This window comes from Pseudomonas putida, assembly GCF_002906855.1.
Taxonomy (GTDB): Bacteria; Pseudomonadota; Gammaproteobacteria; order Pseudomonadales; family Pseudomonadaceae; genus Aquipseudomonas; species Aquipseudomonas putida_N.
On the sequence record NZ_MINI01000048.1, the window covers coordinates 627,627 to 649,680 of the forward strand.

Here is a 22,054-nt window from a genome sequence, read left to right on the forward strand (position 1 = left end):
CATGTTTCTGCGCCATTGCATCACCTTCACCCTGATCGCCATGCTGGCCGGCTGTGCCGGCTTCGGGAGCCGCGAGGCCCTGCAGGGTCACGGCGACCCACAGCAGTGGCGCGCCCATAAAGAGCAGCTGAGCAGGCTCGACGGCTGGCAGATCAACGGCAAGGTCGGCATCCGCGCCCCGCGCGACTCCGGCAGCGGCACGCTGTTCTGGCTGCAACGCCAGGATTACTACGACATCCGCCTGGCCGGCCCGCTCGGCCGCGGCGCGGCTCGCTTGACTGGCCGCCCCGGCGGCGTGGTGCTGGAAGTGGCCAACCAGGGCCGCTATGAAGCCGCCAGCCCCGAGGCCCTGCTGGAAGAACAGCTTGGCTGGCAACTGCCGGTCTCGCACCTGGTCTGGTGGGTCCGTGGCCTGCCCGCACCCGACAGCAAGAGCAAGCTCACCCTCGATGGCGACAGCCGCCTGGCCAGCCTCGAGCAGGATGGCTGGCAGGTTCAGTACCTGAGCTATACCGAGCAGAACGGCTACTGGTTGCCGGAGCGCATGAAGCTGCATGGTAAAGACCTCGACGTGACCCTGGTAGTCAAGGACTGGCAGCCACGCCAGCTGGGGCACTGATCGCATGCACACGCTCACCCTGCCCGCCCCGGCCAAGCTCAACCTGTGGCTGCACATCATCGGTCGCCGCCCCGATGGCTACCACGAGCTGGAAACCGTATTCCAGTTTCTCGACCATGGCGACGAGCTGAGCTTCGCCTTGCGCGAAGACGGCGTGATCCGCCTGCACACCGAAATCGAAGCCGTGCCCCACGACAGCAACCTGATCGTGCGCGCCGCGCGTAAATTGCAGGAACAATCCGGCAGTCGGCTGGGCGCCGATATCTGGCTGACCAAAGTGCTGCCCATGGGCGGCGGCATCGGCGGCGGCAGTTCGGATGCGGCGACCACGCTGCTGGCGCTGGCACACCTGTGGCAGCTGGACTGGGACGAAGACCGCCTGGCCTCGCTGGGCTTGAGCCTGGGCGCCGACGTGCCGGTGTTCGTCCGTGGCCATGCCGCATTTGCCCAGGGTGTCGGCGAGCAACTGACCCCGGTCGACCCCGAAGAGCCCTGGTATGTCGTACTGGTGCCGCAAGTGTCTGTCAGCACAGTAGAAATTTTTTCACATCCACAGTTGACACGTGATTCCCTCCCCCTTAAGATGCGCCCCGTTCCCGAGGGAAACAGTCGAAATGACTGCCAACCGGTGGTAGAGCAGAATTACCCAGAAGTTCGCAACGCGCTGAATTCACTGGGGAAATTCACAGAGGCTCGACTTACCGGCACTGGAAGTTGTGTGTTTGGGGCCTTCCCAAGCAAAGCCGAAGCTGATAAAGTTCTGGCCCTTCTTTCAGCGACCCAAACAGGGTTTGTGGCGAAAGGAAGCAATGTTTCGATGTTGCATCGCAAGCTGCAAAGTCTGATCAAGAAGTCGAGCGCATAGCGTTCGCAGCAACAGATACAGGGGCGTCGCCAAGCGGTAAGGCAGCAGGTTTTGATCCTGCCATGCGTTGGTTCGAATCCAGCCGCCCCTGCCATTTTCCTTATACTCATCCAGGTATACCCTCAGCCTTCAGGTACTGCGCGTGTCCAAGATGATGGTCTTTACGGGGAACGCTAACCCCGATCTGGCTCGGCGTGTCGTACGTCAGCTGCATATCCCTCTCGGTGACGTCTCTGTCGGTAAGTTCTCCGACGGCGAGATCAGCACTGAGATCAATGAAAATGTTCGCGGTAAAGACGTTTTCATTATCCAGCCGACCTGTGCCCCGACCAACGATAACCTGATGGAACTGGTAGTGATGGCCGACGCCTTCCGCCGCTCCTCAGCATCCCGAATCACCGCCGTGATTCCTTACTTCGGATATGCCCGCCAGGACCGCCGTCCGCGTTCGGCACGTGTAGCCATCAGCGCCAAAGTCGTCGCTGACATGCTCACTGTCGTGGGTATCGACCGTGTTCTCACCGTCGACCTGCACGCTGACCAGATCCAAGGCTTCTTCGATATCCCAGTCGATAACATCTACGGCTCGCCCGTACTGGTCGACGATATCGAAGACCAGCGTTTCGAGAACCTGATGATCGTTTCCCCGGACATCGGTGGCGTTGTGCGCGCACGCGCCGTTGCCAAGTCCCTGGGCGTCGATCTCGGTATCATCGACAAACGCCGCGAAAAGGCTAACCACTCCGAGGTTATGCACATCATCGGCGACGTCGAAGGGCGCACCTGCATCCTGGTAGACGACATGGTCGACACCGCCGGCACCCTGTGCCACGCGGCCAAAGCCCTGAAAGAACACGGCGCTGCCAAGGTTTACGCCTACTGCACGCACCCTGTCCTGTCGGGCCGCGCGATCGAGAACATCGAGAAGTCGGTACTGGATGAGCTGGTGGTGACCAACACCGTTCCGCTGTCCGCCGCTGCTCAAGCCTGTGACCGTATCCGCCAGCTGGATATCGCACCGGTTGTCGCTGAAGCGGTCCGCCGCATCAGCAACGAAGAATCGATCAGCGCGATGTTCCGCTAAGCGGAACTCGTGTTGATGTGAAGCGCCCCGCCCCAGCATTTGTTGGGGCGGGGCTTTTTTGCCATCCCCGTCTGGCGCTGGTCGCAAACGCCTTTCGGGAGGCTATTTTGGAGAAGCAAAATGACTGATTTCATCCTGAACGCCCAAGCGCGTACTGACCTGGGGAAAGGTGCGAGCCGCCGCCTGCGTCACTCGCTGAGCATCCCAGCCGTTGTATACGGTGGCGATAAAGAAGCCCAATCCCTGACCATCGTGGCCAAGGAAATCGCCAAGCTGTTCGAAAACGAAGCGGCCTTCAGCCACGTTATCGAACTGAACGTCGACGGCGCCAAGCAGAACGTCGTGGTCAAGGCCATGCAGCGTCACCCAGCCAAAGGCTTCATCATGCACGCCGACTTCGTTCGCGTCGTTGCTGGCCAGAAGCTGACCGCCAAGGTTCCAGTTCACTTCGTTGGTGAAGAAGCTCCGGTCAAGAAAGGCGGCGAAATCTCGCACGTTGTTTCCGAGATCGAAGTTTCCTGCGAAGCCAAAGACCTGCCTGAGTTCATCGAAGTCGACCTGTCCAAGGCCGAAATCGGCGCCATCATCCACCTGTCGGACCTGAAAGCTCCGAAAGGCGTTGAGTTCGTAGCTCTGGCCCACGGTGACGACAAAGCTGTTGCCAACGTTCACGCTCCACGCGTTGCTCCAGAAGCAGAAGGCGCTGCCGAGTAATCCACTCGCGCGCCGGTGTTGATCGGGTTACAGTGCGCCCCGCGCCCTGTAACCCACCAACTCCAAGGAAGAGCCCCTGACGTGACCGCCATCCAGTTGATCGTTGGCCTGGGTAACCCCGGCCCCGAATACGAACAGACCCGGCATAACGCAGGGGCTCTTTTCGTTGAACGCATTGCCAGCGCCCAGCGTGTATCGCTGACCGCTGACAAGAAATATTTCGGCCTGACGGCTAAGTTCAGCCATCAGGGCAACGACGTTCGCTTGTTGATCCCCACCACCTACATGAACCGTAGCGGCCAGGCCGTGGCGGCATTGGCCAATTTCTTCCGCATCAAGCCGGAAGCGATCCTGGTGGCACACGACGAACTCGACCTGCCTCCGGGCGTTGCCAAGCTCAAGCGCGGCGGCGGCCATGGGGGGCACAACGGCCTGCGCGACATCATCGCGCAGCTCGGCAACCAGAACGACTTCCACCGCCTGCGGCTTGGCATTGGCCACCCGGGCGACGCCAAACTGGTCTCCAACTTCGTCCTGGGCCGCGCGCCGCGCGCCGAGCAGGAGAAGCTCGACGCCAGCATCGATTTTGCCCTCGGCGTGCTGCCGGACGTACTGGCTGGCGACTTCGCCAAGGCCATGCGCGAGCTGCACAGCCAGAAGGCCTGATTTCCTAGAGAGGGGAATACCCATGGGTTTCAATTGCGGCATCGTCGGCCTGCCCAACGTCGGCAAGTCCACCCTGTTCAACGCCCTGACCAAGTCTGGCATCGCGGCGGAGAACTTCCCTTTCTGCACCATCGAGCCGAACAGCGGCATCGTGCCGATGCCCGATGCGCGCCTGGCGGCGCTGGCGGAAATCGTCAAGCCTAACCGCATCCTGCCGACCACCATGGAGTTCGTCGACATCGCGGGCCTGGTGGCCGGTGCGTCGAAAGGTGAAGGCCTGGGCAACAAGTTCCTCGCCAACATCCGCGAGACCGACGCCATTGCCCACGTGGTGCGCTGCTTCGAAGACGAAAACGTGATCCACGTTTCCAACAGCGTCGACCCCAAGCGCGACATCGAGATCATCGACCTCGAACTGATCTTCGCCGACCTCGACAGCTGCGAGAAGCAACTGCAGAAGGTTGCCCGCAACGCCAAGGGCGGCGACAAGGACGCCCTGGCACAAAAGGCGATCCTGGAGAAACTGATCCCGCACTTCACCGAAGGCAAGCCTGCGCGCAGCCTGATGAAGAACATGGCTGACGACGAGAAGGCTGTCATCCGTGGCTTCCACCTGCTGACCAGCAAGCCGGTGATGTACATCGCCAACGTTGCCGAAGACGGCTTCGAAGATAACCCGCACCTGGACGTGGTCAAGGCCATTGCCGAAGAAGAAGGCGCGGTCGTGGTGCCGGTGTGCAACAAGATCGAAGCGGAAATCGCCGAGCTGGACGACGGTGAAGAGAAAGACATGTTCCTCGAGGCCCTGGGCCTGGAAGAGCCTGGCCTGAACCGTGTGATCCGCGCCGGTTACGAGCTGCTCAACCTGCAGACCTACTTCACTGCCGGCGTGCAGGAAGTCCGCGCCTGGACCGTACGTGTCGGCGCCACCGCCCCGCAGGCCGCTGGCGTGATCCACACCGACTTCGAAAAAGGCTTCATCCGCGCCGAAGTGGTGGCCTATGACGACTTCATCCAGTTCAAGGGTGAAGGCGGTGCCAAGGAAGCCGGTAAATGGCGCCTGGAAGGCAAGGACTACATCGTCAAAGACGGCGACGTGATGCACTTCCGCTTCAACGTCTAAGCGGCAGTCTGCAGTACTGACAAACCCCTTGAGGCCTATGGCTTCAAGGGGTTTTGTTTTGTGGGGCATATATGCCTTTGCGTAGCGCCCAGGAATTGTCTTACGCGTTGGGAATTGCCGGGGCCGCTCTGCGGAGCCAACTTTCTGCATCTAAGCTGAGTCTCTGAAGGGCCTCCGCCCTCCTCCCAAGAGCCTCGACCATGCATAAAACGCCTCCCCGCTCGGGCTTCGACTGGCAGCGCTGGCTCCCCGGCCTGGCCACCCTGCTGCACTACCAGCCCGCCTGGCTGCCCAAGGACATCGCCGCCGGCCTGGTGCTGACCACCATGCTGGTGCCGGTCGGCATCGCCTACGCCGAAGCCTCCGGGGTACCGGGCATCTACGGCCTCTATGCCACCATCATCCCGCTGCTGGCCTACGCCCTGTTCGGCCCCAGCCGCATCCTGGTGCTCGGCCCGGACTCGGCGCTGGCCGCGCCGATCCTGGCGGTGGTGGTGCAATACGCCGCCAGCGACCCGCAGCGCGCCATCGCCATTGCCAGCCTGATGGCTCTGGTGGCCGGCGCCTTCTGCGTGATTGCCGGGCTGCTGCGCCTGGGCTTCATCACTGAACTGCTGTCCAAACCGATCCGCTACGGCTACATGAACGGTATCGCCCTCACCGTACTGATCAGCCAGCTACCCAAGCTGTTCGGTATCAAAGTCGATAGCGAGGGGCCCTTGCGCGACCTCTGGCACCTTGGCCAGGCACTGTTTGCCGGCCAGGGACACTGGCCAAGTTTCATCGTCGGTGCCGCATGCCTGGTGCTGATCCTGCTGCTCAAACCCTTCAAGCGCCTGCCGGGCATCCTCATCGCCGTGGTGCTGGCAACGCTTGCCGTAAGCTTGTTCAACCTCGACCAGATGGGCGTCAAAGTACTCGGCCAGTTGCCTCAGGGTCTGCCCAGCTTCGTCTTCCCATGGGTGAGCGACATCGACCTGGTCGAAGTGGTACTGGGCGGGATTGCCGTGGCGCTGGTGTCGTTCGCCGATACCAGCGTGCTGTCGCGCTCCTATGCCGCGCGCCTTAAAACGCCCGTCAACCCGAACCAGGAAATGTTCGGCCTGGGCGTGGCCAACCTGGCCTCCGGCCTGTTCCAAGGCATCCCGATCAGCAGCAGCTCGTCGCGTACGCCAGTGGCCGAGGCGGCCGGCTCGAAAACCCAATTGACCGGCATCATTGGTGCGCTGGCAGTGACCCTGTTGCTGCTGGTCGCGCCCAACTTGATGCAGCACCTGCCCAACAGCGCCTTGGCTGCCGTGGTGATCGCCGCAGCTTTGGGGTTGTTCGAGTTCGCCGACCTCAAGCGCATCTTCCGCATGCAGCAATGGGAGTTCTGGCTGTCGTTTACCTGCTTCGTCGGCGTCGCAGTGTTCGGCGCCATCCCAGGTATCTGCATTGCAGTAGCGATATCGGTGATCGAATTCCTGTGGGACGGCTGGCGGCCACATTACGCCGTACTCGGGCGCGTCGACGGCACCCGTGGCTACCATGACGTGAAACGTTATCCACAGGCGCGGCGGATCCCTGGGCTGGTGCTGCTGCGCTGGGATGCACCGCTGTTCTTCGCCAACGCCGAGCAGTTCCAGGGCACGGTGCTCGCGGCGGTGGATGAATCACCCACCCAGGTGCAACGGCTGGTGATTGCGGCGGAGCCGGTGACCAGCATCGATATCACGTCGGCGGACATGCTCGCCGAGCTGGATCGGGCGCTGGAGGCTCGGGGAGTGGAGCTGCAGTTTGCCGAGATGAAAGACCCGGTGAAGGACAAGATGAAGCGCTTCGAGTTGTTCGAGCATATGGGTGAGCGGGCGTTTCACCCTACGGTCGGGGCGGCGGTGGATGCCTACCTGGCAGATACAGGAATCGACTGGAAGCCGTAGGTCGCCTGCACCGGCCTCTTCGCGGGGCAAGCCCGCTCCTACAGGAATTGCGTATCGCCAGTGATCATACGATACCTGTAGGAGCGGGCTTGCCCCGCGAAGAGGCCGGTACAGGAGTGCTAGGCAGCCCGAACCCGACGCCGGTCGATCCAGATCAACATGGCACTGGCATACACTGACACGGCCACGAACAGCGCCATACGCACCGCAAACGCCTTGTACACATCCTGCCCACCGGCGCTGTCCTGCACAGACTGCCCAAGCAGGATCAGCATGGTTGTCAGGCAGCTCACCCAATAAGCCGGGCTTTGCCGGGTATCCACCGCACGGTAGAGCCTGCGCGCCTGCCAGAGGACGAACAGCAGTACCCACAGGAAGAACATCCACAGGTGCACGAACAGGCTCAACGCGCCCCACACCAGCATCGCCAACACCCCGGCCAGCAAGGTCGAGCCGATCAACTCGCGACTGGCATGCCGCGCCCGCGTCTCCCCTGCCTGCTGCCCCAGGCTCACCGCCTTCATGATCAGCGGCATGAACTGGTCCGGAGCGATCAGCGCCAAGAGGAAGGCCGGCATGACGATAAGCGTGGCGCGCAGGGCAACCCAGCTGACATCCGCGCTGTCGAGCAAGGGCGGCGAAGACTGCGCAGGCGCGCCAGCCGGTTCAGGAAACAGCACATGGGCCAGCGCCGTGCCCAGCACCGCCAAGAGCATGCCCTTGGCCAACGCCTCGACCACCGACAGCGCCAGGCTGAAATCGCTGGTGCCGGCCGCCGCGATCATGGTCAGGCCGATCACCAGCAGGTTGGCCAGCAGGCCATTGCCGCCCTTGAGCGCATAGCGCAAGACCAGGAACACGCCCACACCGACCAGCAGCACGCCGCTCAGCGGAGCATGGCGCAGCAGCGGAATCAGCAGCAGGCCGCTGCCGCAACTGAGCATCACCAATATCGCCAGCGCTGGTGCCGCCTTGATCGGCAGCGCCTCGCTGCGCATGGCCAGCAACAGCACCGCGAATACCGGCGCCAGGATCGGCACCGGCAAGCCCAGGCCGAAACTGGTCGCCAGGCACAACGCCACGCCCCAGGCCAGGCGCAGCGCGCGCAAGCGACGCAGCTCAATAGGCATACGACAGCCAGCTCATCAGCCACATGAACACACGGCCCAGCAGGTTCAGCGGATTGCCTTCGCCGGGCAGTGCCATGACTTCGGCCTGGCCACCCACACGCAAGCCGGACCTGTCTGTCAGTTGATCACGGTCAAGTTCGACGATCACCGGGAAGCGCTGTGCCGAACGCAACCAGTCGCGGCTGTTCTGCACGGTCGGCAAGCTCCCTGGGGGCGCAGGCTGGCCGACGCTCACGCCATAGCCGATGCTGCGGATCTGCCCCTTCAGCACCGTGCCGGGCATGGCATCGAGTACCACCAGCACCGGGGCGCCGGGGCGCAGGCGGCCGAGGTTGTTCTCGGTCATGTCGGCACTTATCCACACGTCATGGATGGCGATCAGGGTCATCATCGGGCTGCCGGCACCGACGTAATGGCCCACGTCGGTCCGCAGGTCGGTAATCAGGCCGTTGGTGTCGGCGCGGACCACGGTGCGCGCCAGGTCCAGGCGGGCTTTTTCCACATTGGCCGCGGCGCTGCGCAGTTGCGCGTTGTCGGCATCGGCCCCGCCCTGCTGCTCACGGGCCCGTTGCACCTCGGCGCGGGCGGCGACCACTTGGCTGATGGCTTGGTCGCGAGTGGCCTGGGCGCCTTCCAGACGGCGCACCGATACCGTTCCCGGGTCTTCGTCGATCAAGCGCTTGAGCCGTTCGGCATCCTGGCGCGCCTTGCGCTCGTTGGCCTGGGCCGCCACCAGCGCGGCCTGGGCTGAGTCGATGCCGGCGGTGCTGGCACCGATCTGCCGGCGCACGGTTTCCAGGTCGGCTTCGGCGCGGGCCAGGGCGATGCGGTACTGCTCCCGGTCCAGTTCGAACAGCACATCGCCCTGGCGCACTTCCTGGTTGTTGCCCACGGCCACGCGCTTGATCTGGCCGGCCACTTCGGCGGCCACCGGCACCACGTAGGCCTGCAGCCGGGCTTGTTGGGTGTAGGGCGTGAAGCGGTCGGCCAGCAGGTACCAGACCAGGCTGACGACGATCAGTATCAGCACCCAGCGCATGCCACGATCGGGGGCTGGCGGGGCGTGCGCGGCGTCACTCATTTCGGCTCACCTTGTTCGGGGTCGGCGGGGGCAGGTTCGTCGAGCAAATCGCCCCAATCGGTACGGTTTTTCATCTGCTGGCGGGTGGCAGGGTCGATAGGTTTGCGGCTGTTGTCCCAGCCGCCACCCAGCGCCTTGTACAAGCTCACCAGGCTGCTCACCGCATTGCCACGGCTGACCAGGTAGCCATCCTGCTGCTGCAACAGCAGTTGCTGGGCGTCGAGCACGCGCTGGAAGTCGGCAAAGCCTTCCTGGTACTGCGAGCTGGCCAAGGTCAGCGAACGCTGGGCGGCCTGGGAGGCATCCTGGCGAATGCTGGCGCTCTGCAGCGAGCGCACCAGGCCGCTGGCGGCATCGTCGGCTTCGTGTGCGGCTTCGCGCACGCTCTGGTGATACAGCTCGATCAACTGCTGCAGGCGGGCGTCCTCGACCCGCACGGCATTCTTGCGCCGGCCGTAGTCGAACGGGTTCCAGATCAGGCTCGGCCCCGCCGCCAGGTCGAAGGTATTGGGCAGGTGGCTGGCCGACAGGAAGGTCCAGCCAATGCTACCCAGCAGGCTCAGCTGTGGATAAAGATCCGCCTCGGCCACACCCACCAGCGCTGATTGCGCCGCCACCGCCTGTTCGGCGGCGCGGATGTCCGGGCGCCGTTGCAGCAGGCTGGCCGGCACGTCCTGCAACACCGCACGGTCCGGCAGCGGCAACTGCCCGTGGCGCGCCTCCAGTTCGGGCAACGGGCCCGGTGGCCGGCCAAGCAGCGAGCAGAGCACGTTGCGTAAGGCATTGAGCTGGTTCTCGAACTCGGGGATGGTGGCCAGGGTCGCCAGGTACTGAGTTCGCGCCTGCTGCCAGTCAAGCTCGTCGTTCTCGCCGTGGCGGAACAGCCGCTCGGTGATCTGCAGGCTGCGTTCCTGGCGCTTGGCGTTGTCTTGCGCAATATCCAGCCGCGCCTCGGCGGTGCGCAGGGCGAAGTAGGTATCGGCCATCTGCGCACGTAGCAGCAGCATGGCATCGGCGTAGTTGGCCTGGGAGGCGAAATAGACCGCATCGGCGCTCTCGATGGCGCGGCTGAAACGGCCCCAGAAGTCGATCTCCCAACCGATGTCGAAGCCCACGCTGGACTGCCAGAACACCGAGTCGCGCGCGGTGGAGGTGCCGGACTGGTCCTGCTTCAGGTACAGGCTCTGCGCACGTAGTTGCTGCAGCTGTGGATAACGCCCGGTCTGCACGATGGCCAGCTGCGCCCGCGCCTCGGCAATGCGCAGGCCGGCCACACGCACGCTGGTGTTGTTGGCGTCGGCTTCGGCGATCAGGCCTTCGAGCGTCGGGTCGGCGAACACCCGCCACCACTGACGCAGGTCCGGTGCTGGCGCAGAGCGCGCGGCCTGCTCCAGCAGAGGCGTGTTCCAGCTGTCCAGCCATGGGTCCTGGGGCTTTTCGAAGTCTGGGCCGACCTGGGTACAGCCAGCCAGAATCATCAGCAGCCCCAGGCCATAGCAGCGGTTGGGCATGGCTCAGTCCGCAGGCGGGGTCGGTTGCTCCGGCACCTGCAGCGCAACCCATTGCCAGAACAGCACGTAGGTCACGCCTAGGATCACCGGGCCAATGAACAGGCCGATGATGCCCTTGACCACCATGCCGCCCAACGCACCAATCAGCACCACCGGCATCGGCACGTCCACCCCGCGCCCGAGCAGCAACGGTTTGAGCACGTTGTCGGCGAGCCCGGCGACGAAGGTGTAGATGGCGAAGATGATGGTCGCCACGGTGAAACCTTCGGCATTGAACACGTAGATGATCACCGGCACCGTGATCAAGGTCGCCGGCGCCTGGGCAATGCCCAGCATCAGGATGACGATGGCCAGCATGCCCGCGCCAGGCACCCCTTTGACGACGAAGCCAACGCCAATCAGCAGCATCTGGATGAAGGCAATACCGATCACGCCCTGGGCCACCGCGCGAATGGTGGCGGTGCACAGGTTGGCCAGCGGTTTGCCACGGTCCTCGCCGGACACGCGCATGGCGATTCGCTGCGCGGCAATCTCCCCCCGTTCACCGAAGGCCATGATGATGCCCGAAACGATGATCGCCGCGACAAACATCAGGAACGCACCACCGGCACTGGCCGCAGCGCCCAGCACCGTGCGCCCGGCGCCCTTGAGCTGGGGCATCCACTGGTTGAGCACATGGGCCATGTTTTCCGAGGCGCTAAGCCACAACGCATGCACCTTCGGCCCGATCAGCGGCCAGCCCGCCACCGATTCAGGCGGCGGCGGCACGCTCCAGGCGCCGCTTTTGAGCAAGGTCACCAGGTTGTCGACCGATTCGCCGATGGACATCACCACCAGGTAGATCGGTACGATCAGCACCACCAGCACCAGCACCACCACCAAGGTTGCCGCAAAGCCCTGCTTGAGGCCGGTACCCCGGTGAATGCGGCCATGCAACGGATACAAGGTAACCGCGAGAATCACCGACCACAGCATCAGCTCCAGAAACGGCTGGAAAACCTGGAAGGAGAACATCACCAGGGCGGCCACCAAGCCTGCCTTGATCAGCACGTCGAGCAAACCCCGCGACAGGGCGCTGTCCAGCTTCAAACTCGGCTGCATGTTTCACCTCCGAAGTTAGCCACGCCAACAAGGCGCGATTCAGTGACCCGTCTCGGCAACCGGGCGGTCCTCGTCAGGTAATCGCCGCGCCAGGGCCATCATCACCAGCGGTACCACGGCCATCGACAGCGTGATGGCGAGCACCAGCAAATCGTGAACCTGTTGCGTCAATACCTGGTGCTCCAGCGCCAGCTTGAACACCACGAAAGCAAACTCCCCCCCGGACGCCAGCACAATCGCCAGGCACAACGCCTCGGCGCGGTCAAGCCCGCCGGCCCTGCGCCCAAGCACGAGCAACAGAGGCATCTTGATCACCACCAGCAGCAACGTCAGCCCCAGCACGATCAGGGGCATGCCGAACAACAACTGCAAGTCGGCACTCATGCCGACGCCGACAAAGAACAGCCCGAGGAGCAGGCCCTTGAGCGGTTCGATCTGGCTTTCCAGCTCATGCCGGAACGGCGAGTCGGCCATCAGCACACCGGCAAGGAAGGCGCCAAGAGCCATGGAGATGCCGACATGCTCCATCACCCAGGCGGTACCCAGTACTACCAACAAGGCGGTAGCGGTGGACAACTCGGGCAAACCCGAACCGACTGTCCACTTGAATACCGGGGTCAACAGGTAGCGGCCAAAAATGATCACCACACCAATGCCCGCAGCCACCGCCAGCACCGGCCAGGAACCTTCGTCGGCGGTACTGACATCACCACCGAGCAGCGGCACCACGGCAATCAAGGGAATCGCAGCGATGTCCTGGAACAACAGGATGGCCACGGCCAGGCGACCGTGTGGCTTGCCCAGGTCCTTGCGTTCGGCCAGCACTTGCAGGCTGAACGCCGTCGACGATAGCGCCAGCCCCAGACCGAGCACGATCGCCGCCGCCTTCGATTGGTCAAACAGGAAGTACGCCAGCAGGCCGAGCACCACTGCCGTCAAACCTACTTGCAGCGAGCCGATGCCGAACAACGCCTTGCGCATGGTCCACAGCCGCCGTGGCGACAGCTCCAGACCAATGACGAACAACAGCATCACCACGCCCATCTCCGACAGGCGAGCGACATTGTCGGGGTTACCCAGCAGCCCCAGCACCGACGGCCCGATCAGGATGCCGGCCAGCAGATAGCCGGGCACCGCACCCATTTTCAAACGCTGCGCCAGTGGTACCAGCAGCACCACGGCCAGAAGAAATACTACAGTCGCCTGTAGGAGGCTGCCGTCATGAGGCATAGATTCGCACCCTTGCTACCCCCTGCGGGAGAGATCAGAAATGTTCTTCGACCACTTTGAAGGGATAGGGCACGGCCTTGTATTTGCCGATCTTGCCGCGCTTGGGCAGCTTCACCACCTCATCGCGGGTGAGGTCCTTGTAGGGAATGCGCGTCAGCATGTGGCTGATGATGTTCAGCCGGGCGCGCCGCTTGTCGTTGGAGTGCGCCATGAACCACGGCGCCCAGGACGAATCGGAGGCCGCGAACATTTCGTCACGGGCCCGGGTGTAGTCGTCCCAGCGGGTGTACGACTTGAGGTCCATGGGTGACAGCTTCCACAACTTGCGCCCGTCGCTGATGCGGTCCTGCAGGCGGCGGGTCTGCTCTTCTGCGCTGACTTCGAGCCAGTACTTGATGAGAATGATCCCCGACTCGATCATCATCTTCTCGAACAGCGGCACCACGGAGAGGAACTTGGCGCTCTGCTCTTCACTGCAGAATCCCATCACCCGTTCGACGCCGGCGCGGTTGTACCAGCTACGGTCGAAGATCACGACCTCGCCGGCGGCAGGCAGATGGCGCAGGTAGCGTTGTACGTACATCTGGGTCTTTTCCCGCTCGGTGGGTGCTGGCAGCGCCACCACGCGGAACACCCGCGGGCTGACCCGCTCGGTGATGGCCTTGATGGTGCCCCCCTTGCCGGCACCATCACGGCCCTCGAAAACGACACATACCTTAAGGCCCTTGGCCACCACCCACTCCTGTAATTTAACGAGCTCCACGTGCAGTTTCTTGAGTTCCTGCTCGTAGGCTTTGCCGCCCAGTTTCTCTATCTGCTGTTTCACATCTTTCTTCTTGGACGGCTTGGCCATGGCGCTCTCCCGAGGGCGAATGAAGAGTCAGTATGGTCGATTCATGACATTTTGCCGTTTCGCTTGTTAAGGCAAATTGCCGCGCCCCGGCAGCCCTTATTTAGCCAGCTTGTTGTAGCTGGTCATCAGGTTGCGATAATCCGGGATATGGTTGGCGAACAGGGTGCCCAGGCCTTCGATATCGTTGCGCCAATCACGGTGCAACTCGCAGGCCACGCCGAACCAGGTCATCAGCTGGGCACCGGCTGCCTCCATGCGCCGCCAGGCCGAATCACGGGTCAGTTCGTTGAACGTGCCAGAGGCGTCGGTGACCACGAACACCTCGAAGCCCTCCTCCAACGCCGACAAAGCCGGGAAGGCTACGCAGACTTCGGTGACCACCCCGGCGATCAGCAGCTGCTTCTTGCCGGTGGCTTTCACGGCCTTGACGAAGTCTTCGTTGTCCCAGGCATTGATGTTGCCGGGGCGGGCGATATAAGGGGCGTCGGGGAACTGTTGCTTGAGTTCGGGCACCAGCGGGCCGTTGGGGCCGGTTTCGAAGCTGGTAGTGAGGATGGTCGGCAGCTTGAAGTACTTGGCCAGGTCGGCAAGGGCCAGCACGTTGTTCTTGAAGCGGTCGGGGTCGATGTCGCGCACCAGTGAAAGCAGGCCTGCCTGGTGATCGACCAGCAGGACGGCGGCGTTGTTCTTGTCCAGACGCTTGTATTGGAAGGCCATGGCGCAACTCCTTGCTCTGACAGGTTGGGACTATCAGCGTAGGCAAGAATGTGGGGGGCAAGGGACCGTCAGTCGGTTCGCTTGAGGGGGCCGGTACAGCTTCAATACTCCCGACGCTTACTGAAAGCTCAGCGGCCCGCCAGGAAAGTAAAGGTCGCCACCAGTGCCACCAGCAGCCAGAAGCCGTTCGGGTCGTCCGAGAGCGGCACGCGGCCGACGTTCATGCCGAGGAAACCGGCGATGATGGTGCGCGCTCCAGATTGCAGTTCGATGACGGCATTACTTGATCGGTTACTTGATCGATAGACATCACTTCACAAATTCCTGAACTAATTATTTCCCTCCAGCGATTTTTCCCCTCGCCCGCCCCCACCAGAATCGCTTCACCACAATCACAATAACCGTGAGGCCACTCCCGTGGACCAGACACTCCAGGTACGGCAAGCTGCCGCTGAGCTCGTCGCCGCCTTTGCCAGCAACGACACCGCCCGCTACTTCGCCTGCTTCAGCGACGACGCCACCTTCCTCTTCCACACCTTGGCGCAACCGCTGCTGTCGCGCCGTGCCTATGAAGACCTCTGGGCCCAATGGCAGGCCGAGGGTTTTGCCGTGCTTGGCTGTGAATCGAGCAACGTGCAGGTGAGCCTGCAGGGCGACGTGGCGATCTTCATGCACGACGTGGCCACGCACATCCGCACTGCCGGTGAGGAGCACCCACTGGCCGAGCGCGAGACCATCATCTTCCGCCGCCATGGCGAGCAATGGCTGGCGTGCCACGAGCACCTGTCGGTCGTCACCGCAGCCTGATCCGAACTTACGCGGCCTTGCCGCACTGCCATCGCACCCACAAGAGAGCCCGCGCACCGCGACGGGCCTATAACAACGCGCTGGAGCATCACCATGAGCAACTCGACCGGTATCGAGACCAATGGCGTCGAACAGATCCCCGACGATCAACGCGACGCCTCCCCGCTGGACCTGTTCCGCCTGATCTTCGGCGGTGCCAACACCTTCGCCACTGCCGTGCTGGGCAGCTTCCCGGTGCTGTTCGGGCTGTCGTTCCAGGCCGGGGTCTGGGCGATCCTGCTCGGCGTCGGCGTGGGCGCGCTGATCCTGGCACCGATGGGCCTGTTCGGAGCACTCAACGGCACCAACAACGCTGTATCGTCGGGCGCGCACTTTGGCGTGCACGGGCGTATCGTCGGCTCGTTCCTGTCGCTGCTCACCGCCGTGGCATTCTTCTCGCTGTCGGTGTGGAGCTCGGGTGATGCCCTGGTCGGCGGCGCCAAGCGCCTGGCCGGACTGCCGGAAACCGACCTGACCCTGGGCCTGGCCTACGGCCTGTTCGCGGTACTGGTGCTGGTGGTGTGCATCTTCGGCTTCCGCTTCATGCTGTGGGTCAACAAGATCGCCGTGTGGGCTTCGAGCCTGCTGTTCCTGCTGGGTATCTTCGCCTTTGCCGGGCCGTTCGACGCCGGCTTTGCCGGTAGCGTCAACCTCAGCCAGCCGGGCTTCTGGGCAGCCTTCGTCGGCGCGGCGATCCTGGCCATGAGCAACCCGGTGTCGTTCGGCGCCTTCCTCGGCGACTGGTCGCGCTATATCCCGCGGCAAACGCCGAAGTCGCGCATCATGCTGGCGGTGATCGCCGCCCAGGTCGCCACGCTGATCCCGTTCCTGTTCGGCCTGTGCACCGCCACCCTGGTGGCCACCCAGGCGCCTGACTATATTGCCGCCAACAACTACGTCGGCGGCCTGCTGGCCGTAGCACCGAGCTGGTTTTTCCTGCCGGTATGCCTGATTGCGGTGATCGGCGGCATGTCCACCGGCACCACCGCGCTGTATGGCACCGGCCTGGACATGTCCAGCGTGTTCCCGCGCCTGCTCAGCCGCGCTGGCGCCACCTTGCTGATCGGCGTGCTGGCAATCGGCTTCATTTTCATCGGCCGCTTCACCTTCAACCTGGTGCAGAGCGTGTCGACCTTCGCCGTGCTGATCATCACCTGCACCAGCCCATGGATGGTGATCATGATTCTTGGCCTGATCACCCGCCGCGGCTTCTACCACGCTGACGACCTGCAGGTGTTCACCCGCGGCCAGCGTGGCGGCCACTACTGGTTCCTGCATGGCTGGAACTGGCGCGGCATGGGCGCGTGGATCCCCAGCGCGATGGTCGGCCTGTGCTTCGTCAACCTGCCAGGGCAGTTCGTCGGCCCGCTGGGTGACCTGGCCGGTGGCATCGACCTGAGCCTGCCGGTGACCCTGGGCCTGGCCGGCGTGCTGTATCTGCTGCTGCTCAACCTGTTCCCTGAACCTGCTGGCGTGTATGGCCCGAATGGCCCGCGCTGGGTGCGCTGCAAAAGCACCCAGCGCACGCCGGTGAACACCGCCGAAATGGCCTGACTGGATACCGACCATGACCACTTCCCACTATATTGCCGGCCGCTGGGTCGAAGGCCAGGGCAGCGACTGCATCAGCGTCAGCGAGCCTGCGTTGGGCCTGCCCTTCGCCGAACTGATGGCCGCCAGCGTGGCCCAGGTCGACCAGGCCGTGGCCGCCGCCCGTGACGCCCTGCCTACCTGGAAAAAGGTCAGCGCCAGCACGCGCGCGGCCTTCCTGCGCGGCTTTGCCGAACAGCTCGGCCAGCGCCGCGAAGCACTCATCACGCTGCAGATGCGCAACAACGGCAAGCCGCGCCACGAGGCCGAGATCGACCTGGATGATGCGGTTGCCACCTTCGCCTACTACGCAGAACTGGCCGAACAACTGCCCTCGAAAAACCGTGACGTACCGTTGGCTGCGGCGGGCTTCACCGCTCGCACGCGGCTGGAGCCGGTGGGCGTGGTCGGCCTGATCGTGCCGTGGAACTTCCCGCTGGTAACCAGCGCCTGGAAGCTCGCCCCGGCCCTGGCGGCCGGTTGCACCGTGGTGCTAAAGCCGTCGGAAGTGACCCCACTGATCGAGCAGACCTACGGCCAGATCGCCGACACCCTGGGCCTGCCAGCCGGTGTACTGAACATCGTCAACGGCAAGGCCGAAACAGGCGCTGCGTTGAGCAGCCACAACGGCCTCGACAAACTATCGTTCACCGGCAGCAATAGCGTAGGCAGCCAGGTCATGCGCAGCGCTTCGGCGCAGTGCCGGCCGGTGACCCTGGAGCTGGGTGGCAAGTCGGCGATCATGGTGTTCGACGACTGCGACGCGGACCAGGCAGTGGAATGGATCGTCGCCGGCATCACCTGGAACGCCGGGCAGATGTGCTCGGCCACCTCGCGCCTGCTGGTGCAGGACGGCATTGCCGACACGCTGCTGCCGCGCCTGCAGGCCGCACTGGAAAAGCTGCGGGTCGGTAACCCGCTGACCGAAGAAATCGACATGGGGCCACTGACCAGCCAGGCGCAGTGGCTGAAGGTTGCCAGCTACTTCGCGACAGCGCGTGAAGAGGGCCTGCAATGTCTGGCCGGTGGCCAGGCGCTGGACCGTGAAGGCTGGTTCGTGAGCCCGACGCTGTATGCCGATGTGCCGAAGGACAGCCGCCTGTGGACTGAAGAGATCTTTGGCCCGGTGCTGTGCGCACGTCGCTTTGCCACGGAAGAACAGGCGATTGCCGAGGCCAACGACAGCCGCTTCGGGCTGGTTGCCACGGTCTGCTCCGCCGACCTTGAGCGCGCCGAGCGCGTGGCCGATGCGCTGGAGGTCGGGCATGTGTGGATCAACTCGGTGCAGGCGGTGTTCGTCGAGACCTCGTGGGGCGGCACCAAGGGCAGCGGGATTGGCCGTGAGCTGGGACCTTGGGGGTTGTCGGGGTATCAGTCGGTGAAGCATGTGACCCGGTGTTTGGGGTGATGGCTGAGGGGTGTCCGCCGTGACATCTTTAGCGCCTGGGAGATCGAGGGGCGCTGCGCGCCCCTCCCCCGCATCACGCCGATTCGTCGGCAGGACGCGAGCCCTCCTGCACCAGCACCATGCTCTGCGGCGATGACAGGGCAATGCCTTCATCGCGCAAGCGGCCAAGAATGGTGAACAGCAAGTCGCTGCGGGTACCCGACACCTGCCGTGGCCCCGCCACGTAACCACTGACACCAATGACCATACCTGCTGAAGTCAGGTCCTTGAAGGTCACCGAACAGGCCGGCGCATCAAGAATCGCCTCATGCTCGTGATAGGCCGCCAGCAGCAGCTCGCGCACGTGGTTGGCATCGGTTTCCAGCGGCAAGGTCAGGGTGATACCCACCACGCCCAAGGCATTACCCATGGTCACGTTGCGCACGTTCTGCGAGATGAACTGCGAGTTGGGCACGATCACCGTGGAGCGGTCGGACATCTGGATTTCGGTGGCGCGCACGTTGATCCGGCGGATATCCCCCTCGACCCCGGCCAGGCTCACCCAGTCGCCCACCTTGACCGGGCGCTCGGTGAGCAGGATCAGGCCGGAGATGAAGTTCTGCACGATCTGCTGCAAGCCGAAACCGATACCGACCGACAGCGCACTGACCACCCAGGTCAGGCTGGTCAGGTTGATGCGCAGGGTCGACATCACCAGCATGGCCAGGAACAGGAAGCCGAGGTAACCGACCAGGGTCACCAGCGAGGCGCGCATGCCGGCGTCCATGTCGGTTTCCGGGAGCAGGCGCTCGCTCAGCCAGCGCTTGACCACACGGATGGCGAACAGGCCGCCGAAGAAGATCAGCACCGCCAGCAAGATGTCCTGCGGCACGATGTTGAGGTTGCCGAGCAGCTTGCCGCCGGTACCGTCCCAGTCACCCAGGCTCAGCAGCAGCTCGCCGGGGCTGGTGCCCGAGGGCATCAGCGCCAGCAGGATCGCCAGGAACAGCAGCACCGTGCGGCTGATGCCGACCAGGATGGTGCTGGCCTGGGCCTGGTGGCGCGGCGCCAGGCCCAGGGTCGAGGCCAGCGCCAGGCCGCCAGGTTGGCGTGGCGACAGCAGGGCTTCGCACAGGTCGCTGAGGAAGGTGGTGAGCAGGTAGGCGCACACCGCCACCACACTGATCCACAGCAGCTTGGCGGTGAGGAAGTAGGCCAAGGTCAGGTAACCGGCGAGCAGCGCCAGCACGATCAGCCCGACCCACACCACGATCACGAACGGGATCAGCCCGACCCAACCTGTCGGGCGCTCCAGCTCATGCTTGCGCAGGGTGCGGCGATAACGCAGCAGTGCCACCGAGAAGATCACCGCCACTACCAGCGCGGTCAGGCCGTTGGTGGCCACGGTCAGCGCCAGGCCGGTGCCAATCACGCTGTTGATGCGCTCGATGGTCAGCATGACCATCAGCGCCAGGGCCAGCAGCTTGGGGAACCAGCCCAGCGCGTTGGCCACTTCGTCGTGAATCGGCGGCAGGCGCCAGGATGGCCGTTGCAGCATCAGCATGGCGCGGCCCAGGCCGGTGATGAAGGCGCTGAACACCACCAGGGTGAGGAAGTGATTGGTCAGGCTGGCGACATCGGAGCCCAGCTCGGAGCTGCTTTCCAGGCCCCAGCGCAGCAGCGACACCGAGCCGGAGATGGTGCCCAGGGTGGCCAGGCTCACGCTCAAGGCCAGGGCGCTGCGGCGCAGGCGACCCTCCGGCAGGCGGTGCACCATGACACTGGCCAGCAGGCGCTCGAGCAGGCCGCGGACCACGGTCCAGACCAGGATGGCTGCCACCAGGCTGGTGATGAAGAGCCAGCGATGTTCGGCACTGAAGGCGCTGGCGACAGCGTCGGTGGCCTCCTCGCGCAGATCACGCAGGCGCGATACGTCATCTGACGTAGGACGGATCAGGCTCTGCCAGAACGCCGGGCTCAGCGGCGTGGTCGCCCGGCTGAGGATCTGCGAGTTGAACTGGCTGCGGCGCAGGTTGACGATCTGCGTGGACAGGTCGCGGGCCGACTGGGTCAGCTTGACAGCCTGCTCCTGCTCGGCAACCGCTGCCTTCTTTTCGGCATCCAACTGCTGGCGCTGGCGAGTCAGTATTTCGGCTTCTTCCGGCTGCACCGGGCCAAGCACCTTGAGCTTGTCGTCGAGCTTTTCCACATCGGCGGTGCGCAAGGCGCTCAGCGCCTCGGCCTGGCGCTGCACCTGCACGGCCGACAGGCGCAGCTGCGACAGCAGGTCGTCGTTGGCATTGCTGGTGACGCCCTGGCGGATCTGGTCGAGCCGATCGCTCAGTTGCTCGTAGCTGGCATTTTCCTCCAGCACCGGTACTTCCGCCGCCGCCAGGCTGGATACCGGCGTGGCCGGTGCCGACCAGGCCGGAGTGGCCAGCGACAGCATCAGGGCCATGACACCCAGGTAGAATCGGGCAAGGCTGACACGCCTCATCGAATGTTCCTCTTTACACATCGATTTGGCGGGGGATTCTACGCGGCTTCCGCCAATCAGGAGAGTGCCGTTTCTCGCGCCAACAGCTGCCGCTTGCGCTCCACGCCCCAGCGATAGCCGCTGATGTCGCCGTCGCGGCGCACCACCCGGTGGCAAGGGATGGCCACGGCAATGTGATTGGCCGCGCAAGCCATGGCCACGGCACGCACGGCCTTGGGGGCACCGATGCGCTCGGCGATGTCGGTATAGCTGACCCGGCTGCCCACCGGTACCTCGCGCAAGGCCTGCCAGACACGCTCCTGGAAGGCGGTACCCTGGACATCCAGCGGCAGGTCCAGGCCCAGAGCCGGCGCCTCGATAAAGCCGACAACTTCGGCGACCAGGCGCTCATAATCGGCATCGCCGCCGATCAGCCGGGCTTTGGGGAACTGGTCCTGTAGCTGTTCGAGCAATAACTCAGGATCATCGCCCAGCAGAATCGCGCAGATCCCCTTGTCACTCTGGGCCACCAGAATCGCCCCCAGAAAACATTGGCCAATGGCGAAGTGGATGCTCGCCCCGGCGCCGCCTGACCGAAACTCACGGGGGCGCATGCCCAGTCGCTGGTCGGCACTTTCGTAGAAGCGGCTGTTGGAGTTGTAGCCGGCGTCGTAGATGGCATCGGTCACCGAGCTGTGCCCGTCTGCCAGCCGCTCGCGCAGGCGTCGGGCACGGAAAGCGCTGGCGTAGGCCTTGGGGGTGAGCCCGGTTTCGGCCTTGAACAGGCGGTGCAGGTGGAAAGGACTGACGGCCAGTTGCGCGCCGAGCTGGTCGAGGCTGGGCGGGGCGTCGCTGCTTTCCAGCAGACGGCAGGCGCGGGCGACCAGATCGGAGCGACGGTTGGCGTCTGGTTTGGCCATGCAGCGGCGGCAGGCACGATAGCCGGCAGCTTCGGCGCTGCTGGCATCGTTGAAGAACTCGACGTTCTCGCGCTTGGCCATGCGTGATTTGCAGCCGGGATGACAGTACACGCCGGTGGTGCGCACGGCGTAGACGAAGAGGCCGGCGGCAGACGGGTCGCGGGTCTGCACGGCTTGCCAGCGCTGGGTGTCAGTGGTGAAGGCATTCATCGCAGTCTA

General features: G+C 63.9%; 19 protein-coding genes, 1 tRNA gene and 1 pseudogene. 11 read left to right on the plus strand and 10 right to left on the minus strand.

Features of this window, described 5'->3' with window-relative positions; all coding sequences use genetic code 11:
* Position 1: 1 nt before the first annotated feature.
* From lolB to BGP85_RS25670, 8 genes are all read left to right on the plus strand, one after another.
* Positions 2–619 (plus strand): lipoprotein insertase outer membrane protein LolB, encoded by a 618-nt coding sequence (gene lolB, locus BGP85_RS25635; protein WP_103445715.1) that lies wholly within the window; start codon positions 2–4, stop codon positions 617–619.
* Between the two features lie 4 nt (positions 620–623).
* Positions 624–1,484 carry a 4-(cytidine 5'-diphospho)-2-C-methyl-D-erythritol kinase gene (gene ispE / locus BGP85_RS25640; RefSeq protein ID WP_103445716.1) on the plus strand — a complete coding sequence of 287 codons (861 nt, stop codon included), beginning with the start codon at positions 624–626 and terminating at the stop codon, positions 1,482–1,484.
* Between the two features lie 19 nt (positions 1,485–1,503).
* Positions 1,504–1,578: transfer RNA gene (locus BGP85_RS25645), tRNA-Gln, on the plus strand.
* A gap of 48 nt (positions 1,579–1,626) precedes the next feature.
* Complete coding sequence (locus BGP85_RS25650) at positions 1,627–2,568, plus strand: ribose-phosphate pyrophosphokinase (RefSeq protein WP_003247410.1); 942 nt, start codon at positions 1,627–1,629, stop codon at positions 2,566–2,568.
* Positions 2,569–2,688: 120 nt separating this feature from the next.
* On the plus strand, positions 2,689–3,282 hold the full coding sequence (locus BGP85_RS25655) for a 50S ribosomal protein L25/general stress protein Ctc (RefSeq protein ID WP_103445717.1): 594 nt from the start codon (positions 2,689–2,691) through the stop codon (positions 3,280–3,282).
* Positions 3,283–3,363: 81 nt separating this feature from the next.
* Positions 3,364–3,948, plus strand: coding sequence for an aminoacyl-tRNA hydrolase (pth, locus tag BGP85_RS25660; RefSeq protein ID WP_009686183.1), 585 nt, complete (start codon positions 3,364–3,366; stop codon positions 3,946–3,948).
* A 22-nt stretch (positions 3,949–3,970) separates the two neighbouring features.
* Positions 3,971–5,071 carry a redox-regulated ATPase YchF gene (gene ychF, locus BGP85_RS25665; protein WP_103445718.1) on the plus strand — a complete coding sequence of 367 codons (1,101 nt, stop codon included), beginning with the start codon at positions 3,971–3,973 and terminating at the stop codon, positions 5,069–5,071.
* 200 nt (positions 5,072–5,271) lie between these two features.
* Positions 5,272–6,993, plus strand: a complete 1,722-nt coding sequence (locus BGP85_RS25670) for a SulP family inorganic anion transporter (protein WP_103445719.1) — start codon at positions 5,272–5,274, stop codon at positions 6,991–6,993.
* Between the two features lie 119 nt (positions 6,994–7,112).
* On the opposite strand, the gene BGP85_RS25675 is transcribed toward BGP85_RS25670, so the two are convergent.
* The 8 genes and pseudogenes from BGP85_RS25675 to BGP85_RS25710 form a co-directional block, all read right to left on the minus strand.
* Positions 7,113–8,123, minus strand: a complete 1,011-nt coding sequence (locus BGP85_RS25675) for a DUF2955 domain-containing protein (protein WP_103445720.1) — start codon at positions 8,121–8,123, stop codon at positions 7,113–7,115.
* Entirely contained in the window at positions 8,113–9,204 is a 1,092-nt protein-coding gene (locus BGP85_RS25680) for an HlyD family secretion protein (protein WP_103445721.1), read from the minus strand. Before BGP85_RS25680 ends, BGP85_RS25675 begins: the two co-directional genes overlap by 11 nt.
* Positions 9,201–10,715 (minus strand): efflux transporter outer membrane subunit, encoded by a 1,515-nt coding sequence (locus tag BGP85_RS25685; protein WP_103445722.1) that lies wholly within the window; start codon positions 10,713–10,715, stop codon positions 9,201–9,203. Before BGP85_RS25685 ends, BGP85_RS25680 begins: the two co-directional genes overlap by 4 nt.
* A 3-nt stretch (positions 10,716–10,718) precedes the next feature.
* A complete protein-coding gene (locus BGP85_RS25690; protein WP_103445723.1) occupies positions 10,719–11,816 on the minus strand; it encodes an AI-2E family transporter in 1,098 nt (365 codons plus the stop codon).
* 39 nt (positions 11,817–11,855) lie between these two features.
* The gene (locus tag BGP85_RS25695) at positions 11,856–13,046 is read right to left on the minus strand and encodes a monovalent cation:proton antiporter-2 (CPA2) family protein (RefSeq protein WP_103445724.1); all 1,191 of its coding nucleotides are present in this window, start codon (positions 13,044–13,046) and stop codon (positions 11,856–11,858) included.
* A 34-nt stretch (positions 13,047–13,080) separates the two neighbouring features.
* Positions 13,081–13,899, minus strand: coding sequence for a polyphosphate kinase 2 (gene ppk2 / locus BGP85_RS25700; RefSeq protein ID WP_103445725.1), 819 nt, complete (start codon positions 13,897–13,899; stop codon positions 13,081–13,083).
* Positions 13,900–13,995: 96 nt separating this feature from the next.
* A complete protein-coding gene (ycaC, locus tag BGP85_RS25705; protein WP_103445726.1) occupies positions 13,996–14,616 on the minus strand; it encodes an isochorismate family cysteine hydrolase YcaC in 621 nt (206 codons plus the stop codon).
* A 128-nt stretch (positions 14,617–14,744) separates the two neighbouring features.
* A pseudogene (locus BGP85_RS25710) lies at positions 14,745–14,861 on the minus strand (CorA family divalent cation transporter); the annotation flags it as partial.
* Positions 14,862–15,033: 172 nt separating this feature from the next.
* Here BGP85_RS25710 and BGP85_RS25715 point away from each other — a divergent pair.
* The 3 genes from BGP85_RS25715 (at position 15,034) to BGP85_RS25725 (ending at position 18,460) form a co-directional block, all read left to right on the plus strand.
* A complete protein-coding gene (locus tag BGP85_RS25715; RefSeq protein WP_103445727.1) occupies positions 15,034–15,423 on the plus strand; it encodes a YybH family protein in 390 nt (129 codons plus the stop codon).
* Positions 15,424–15,516: 93 nt separating this feature from the next.
* The gene (locus BGP85_RS25720) at positions 15,517–17,016 is read left to right on the plus strand and encodes a purine-cytosine permease family protein (RefSeq protein WP_103445728.1); all 1,500 of its coding nucleotides are present in this window, start codon (positions 15,517–15,519) and stop codon (positions 17,014–17,016) included.
* Between the two features lie 13 nt (positions 17,017–17,029).
* Positions 17,030–18,460: an aldehyde dehydrogenase family protein gene (locus BGP85_RS25725; RefSeq protein WP_103445729.1), complete on the plus strand. Its 1,431-nt coding sequence runs from the start codon at positions 17,030–17,032 to the stop codon at positions 18,458–18,460.
* A gap of 73 nt (positions 18,461–18,533) precedes the next feature.
* On the opposite strand, the gene BGP85_RS25730 is transcribed toward BGP85_RS25725, so the two are convergent.
* Together BGP85_RS25730 and ada are read right to left on the minus strand one after the other, a co-directional pair.
* A complete protein-coding gene (locus BGP85_RS25730) occupies positions 18,534–20,936 on the minus strand; it encodes a DUF3772 domain-containing protein (RefSeq protein ID WP_103445730.1) in 2,403 nt (800 codons plus the stop codon).
* 56 nt (positions 20,937–20,992) lie between these two features.
* A complete protein-coding gene (gene ada, locus BGP85_RS25735; protein ID WP_103445731.1) occupies positions 20,993–22,045 on the minus strand; it encodes a bifunctional DNA-binding transcriptional regulator/O6-methylguanine-DNA methyltransferase Ada in 1,053 nt (350 codons plus the stop codon).
* Between the last annotated feature and the right edge of the window lie 9 nt (positions 22,046–22,054).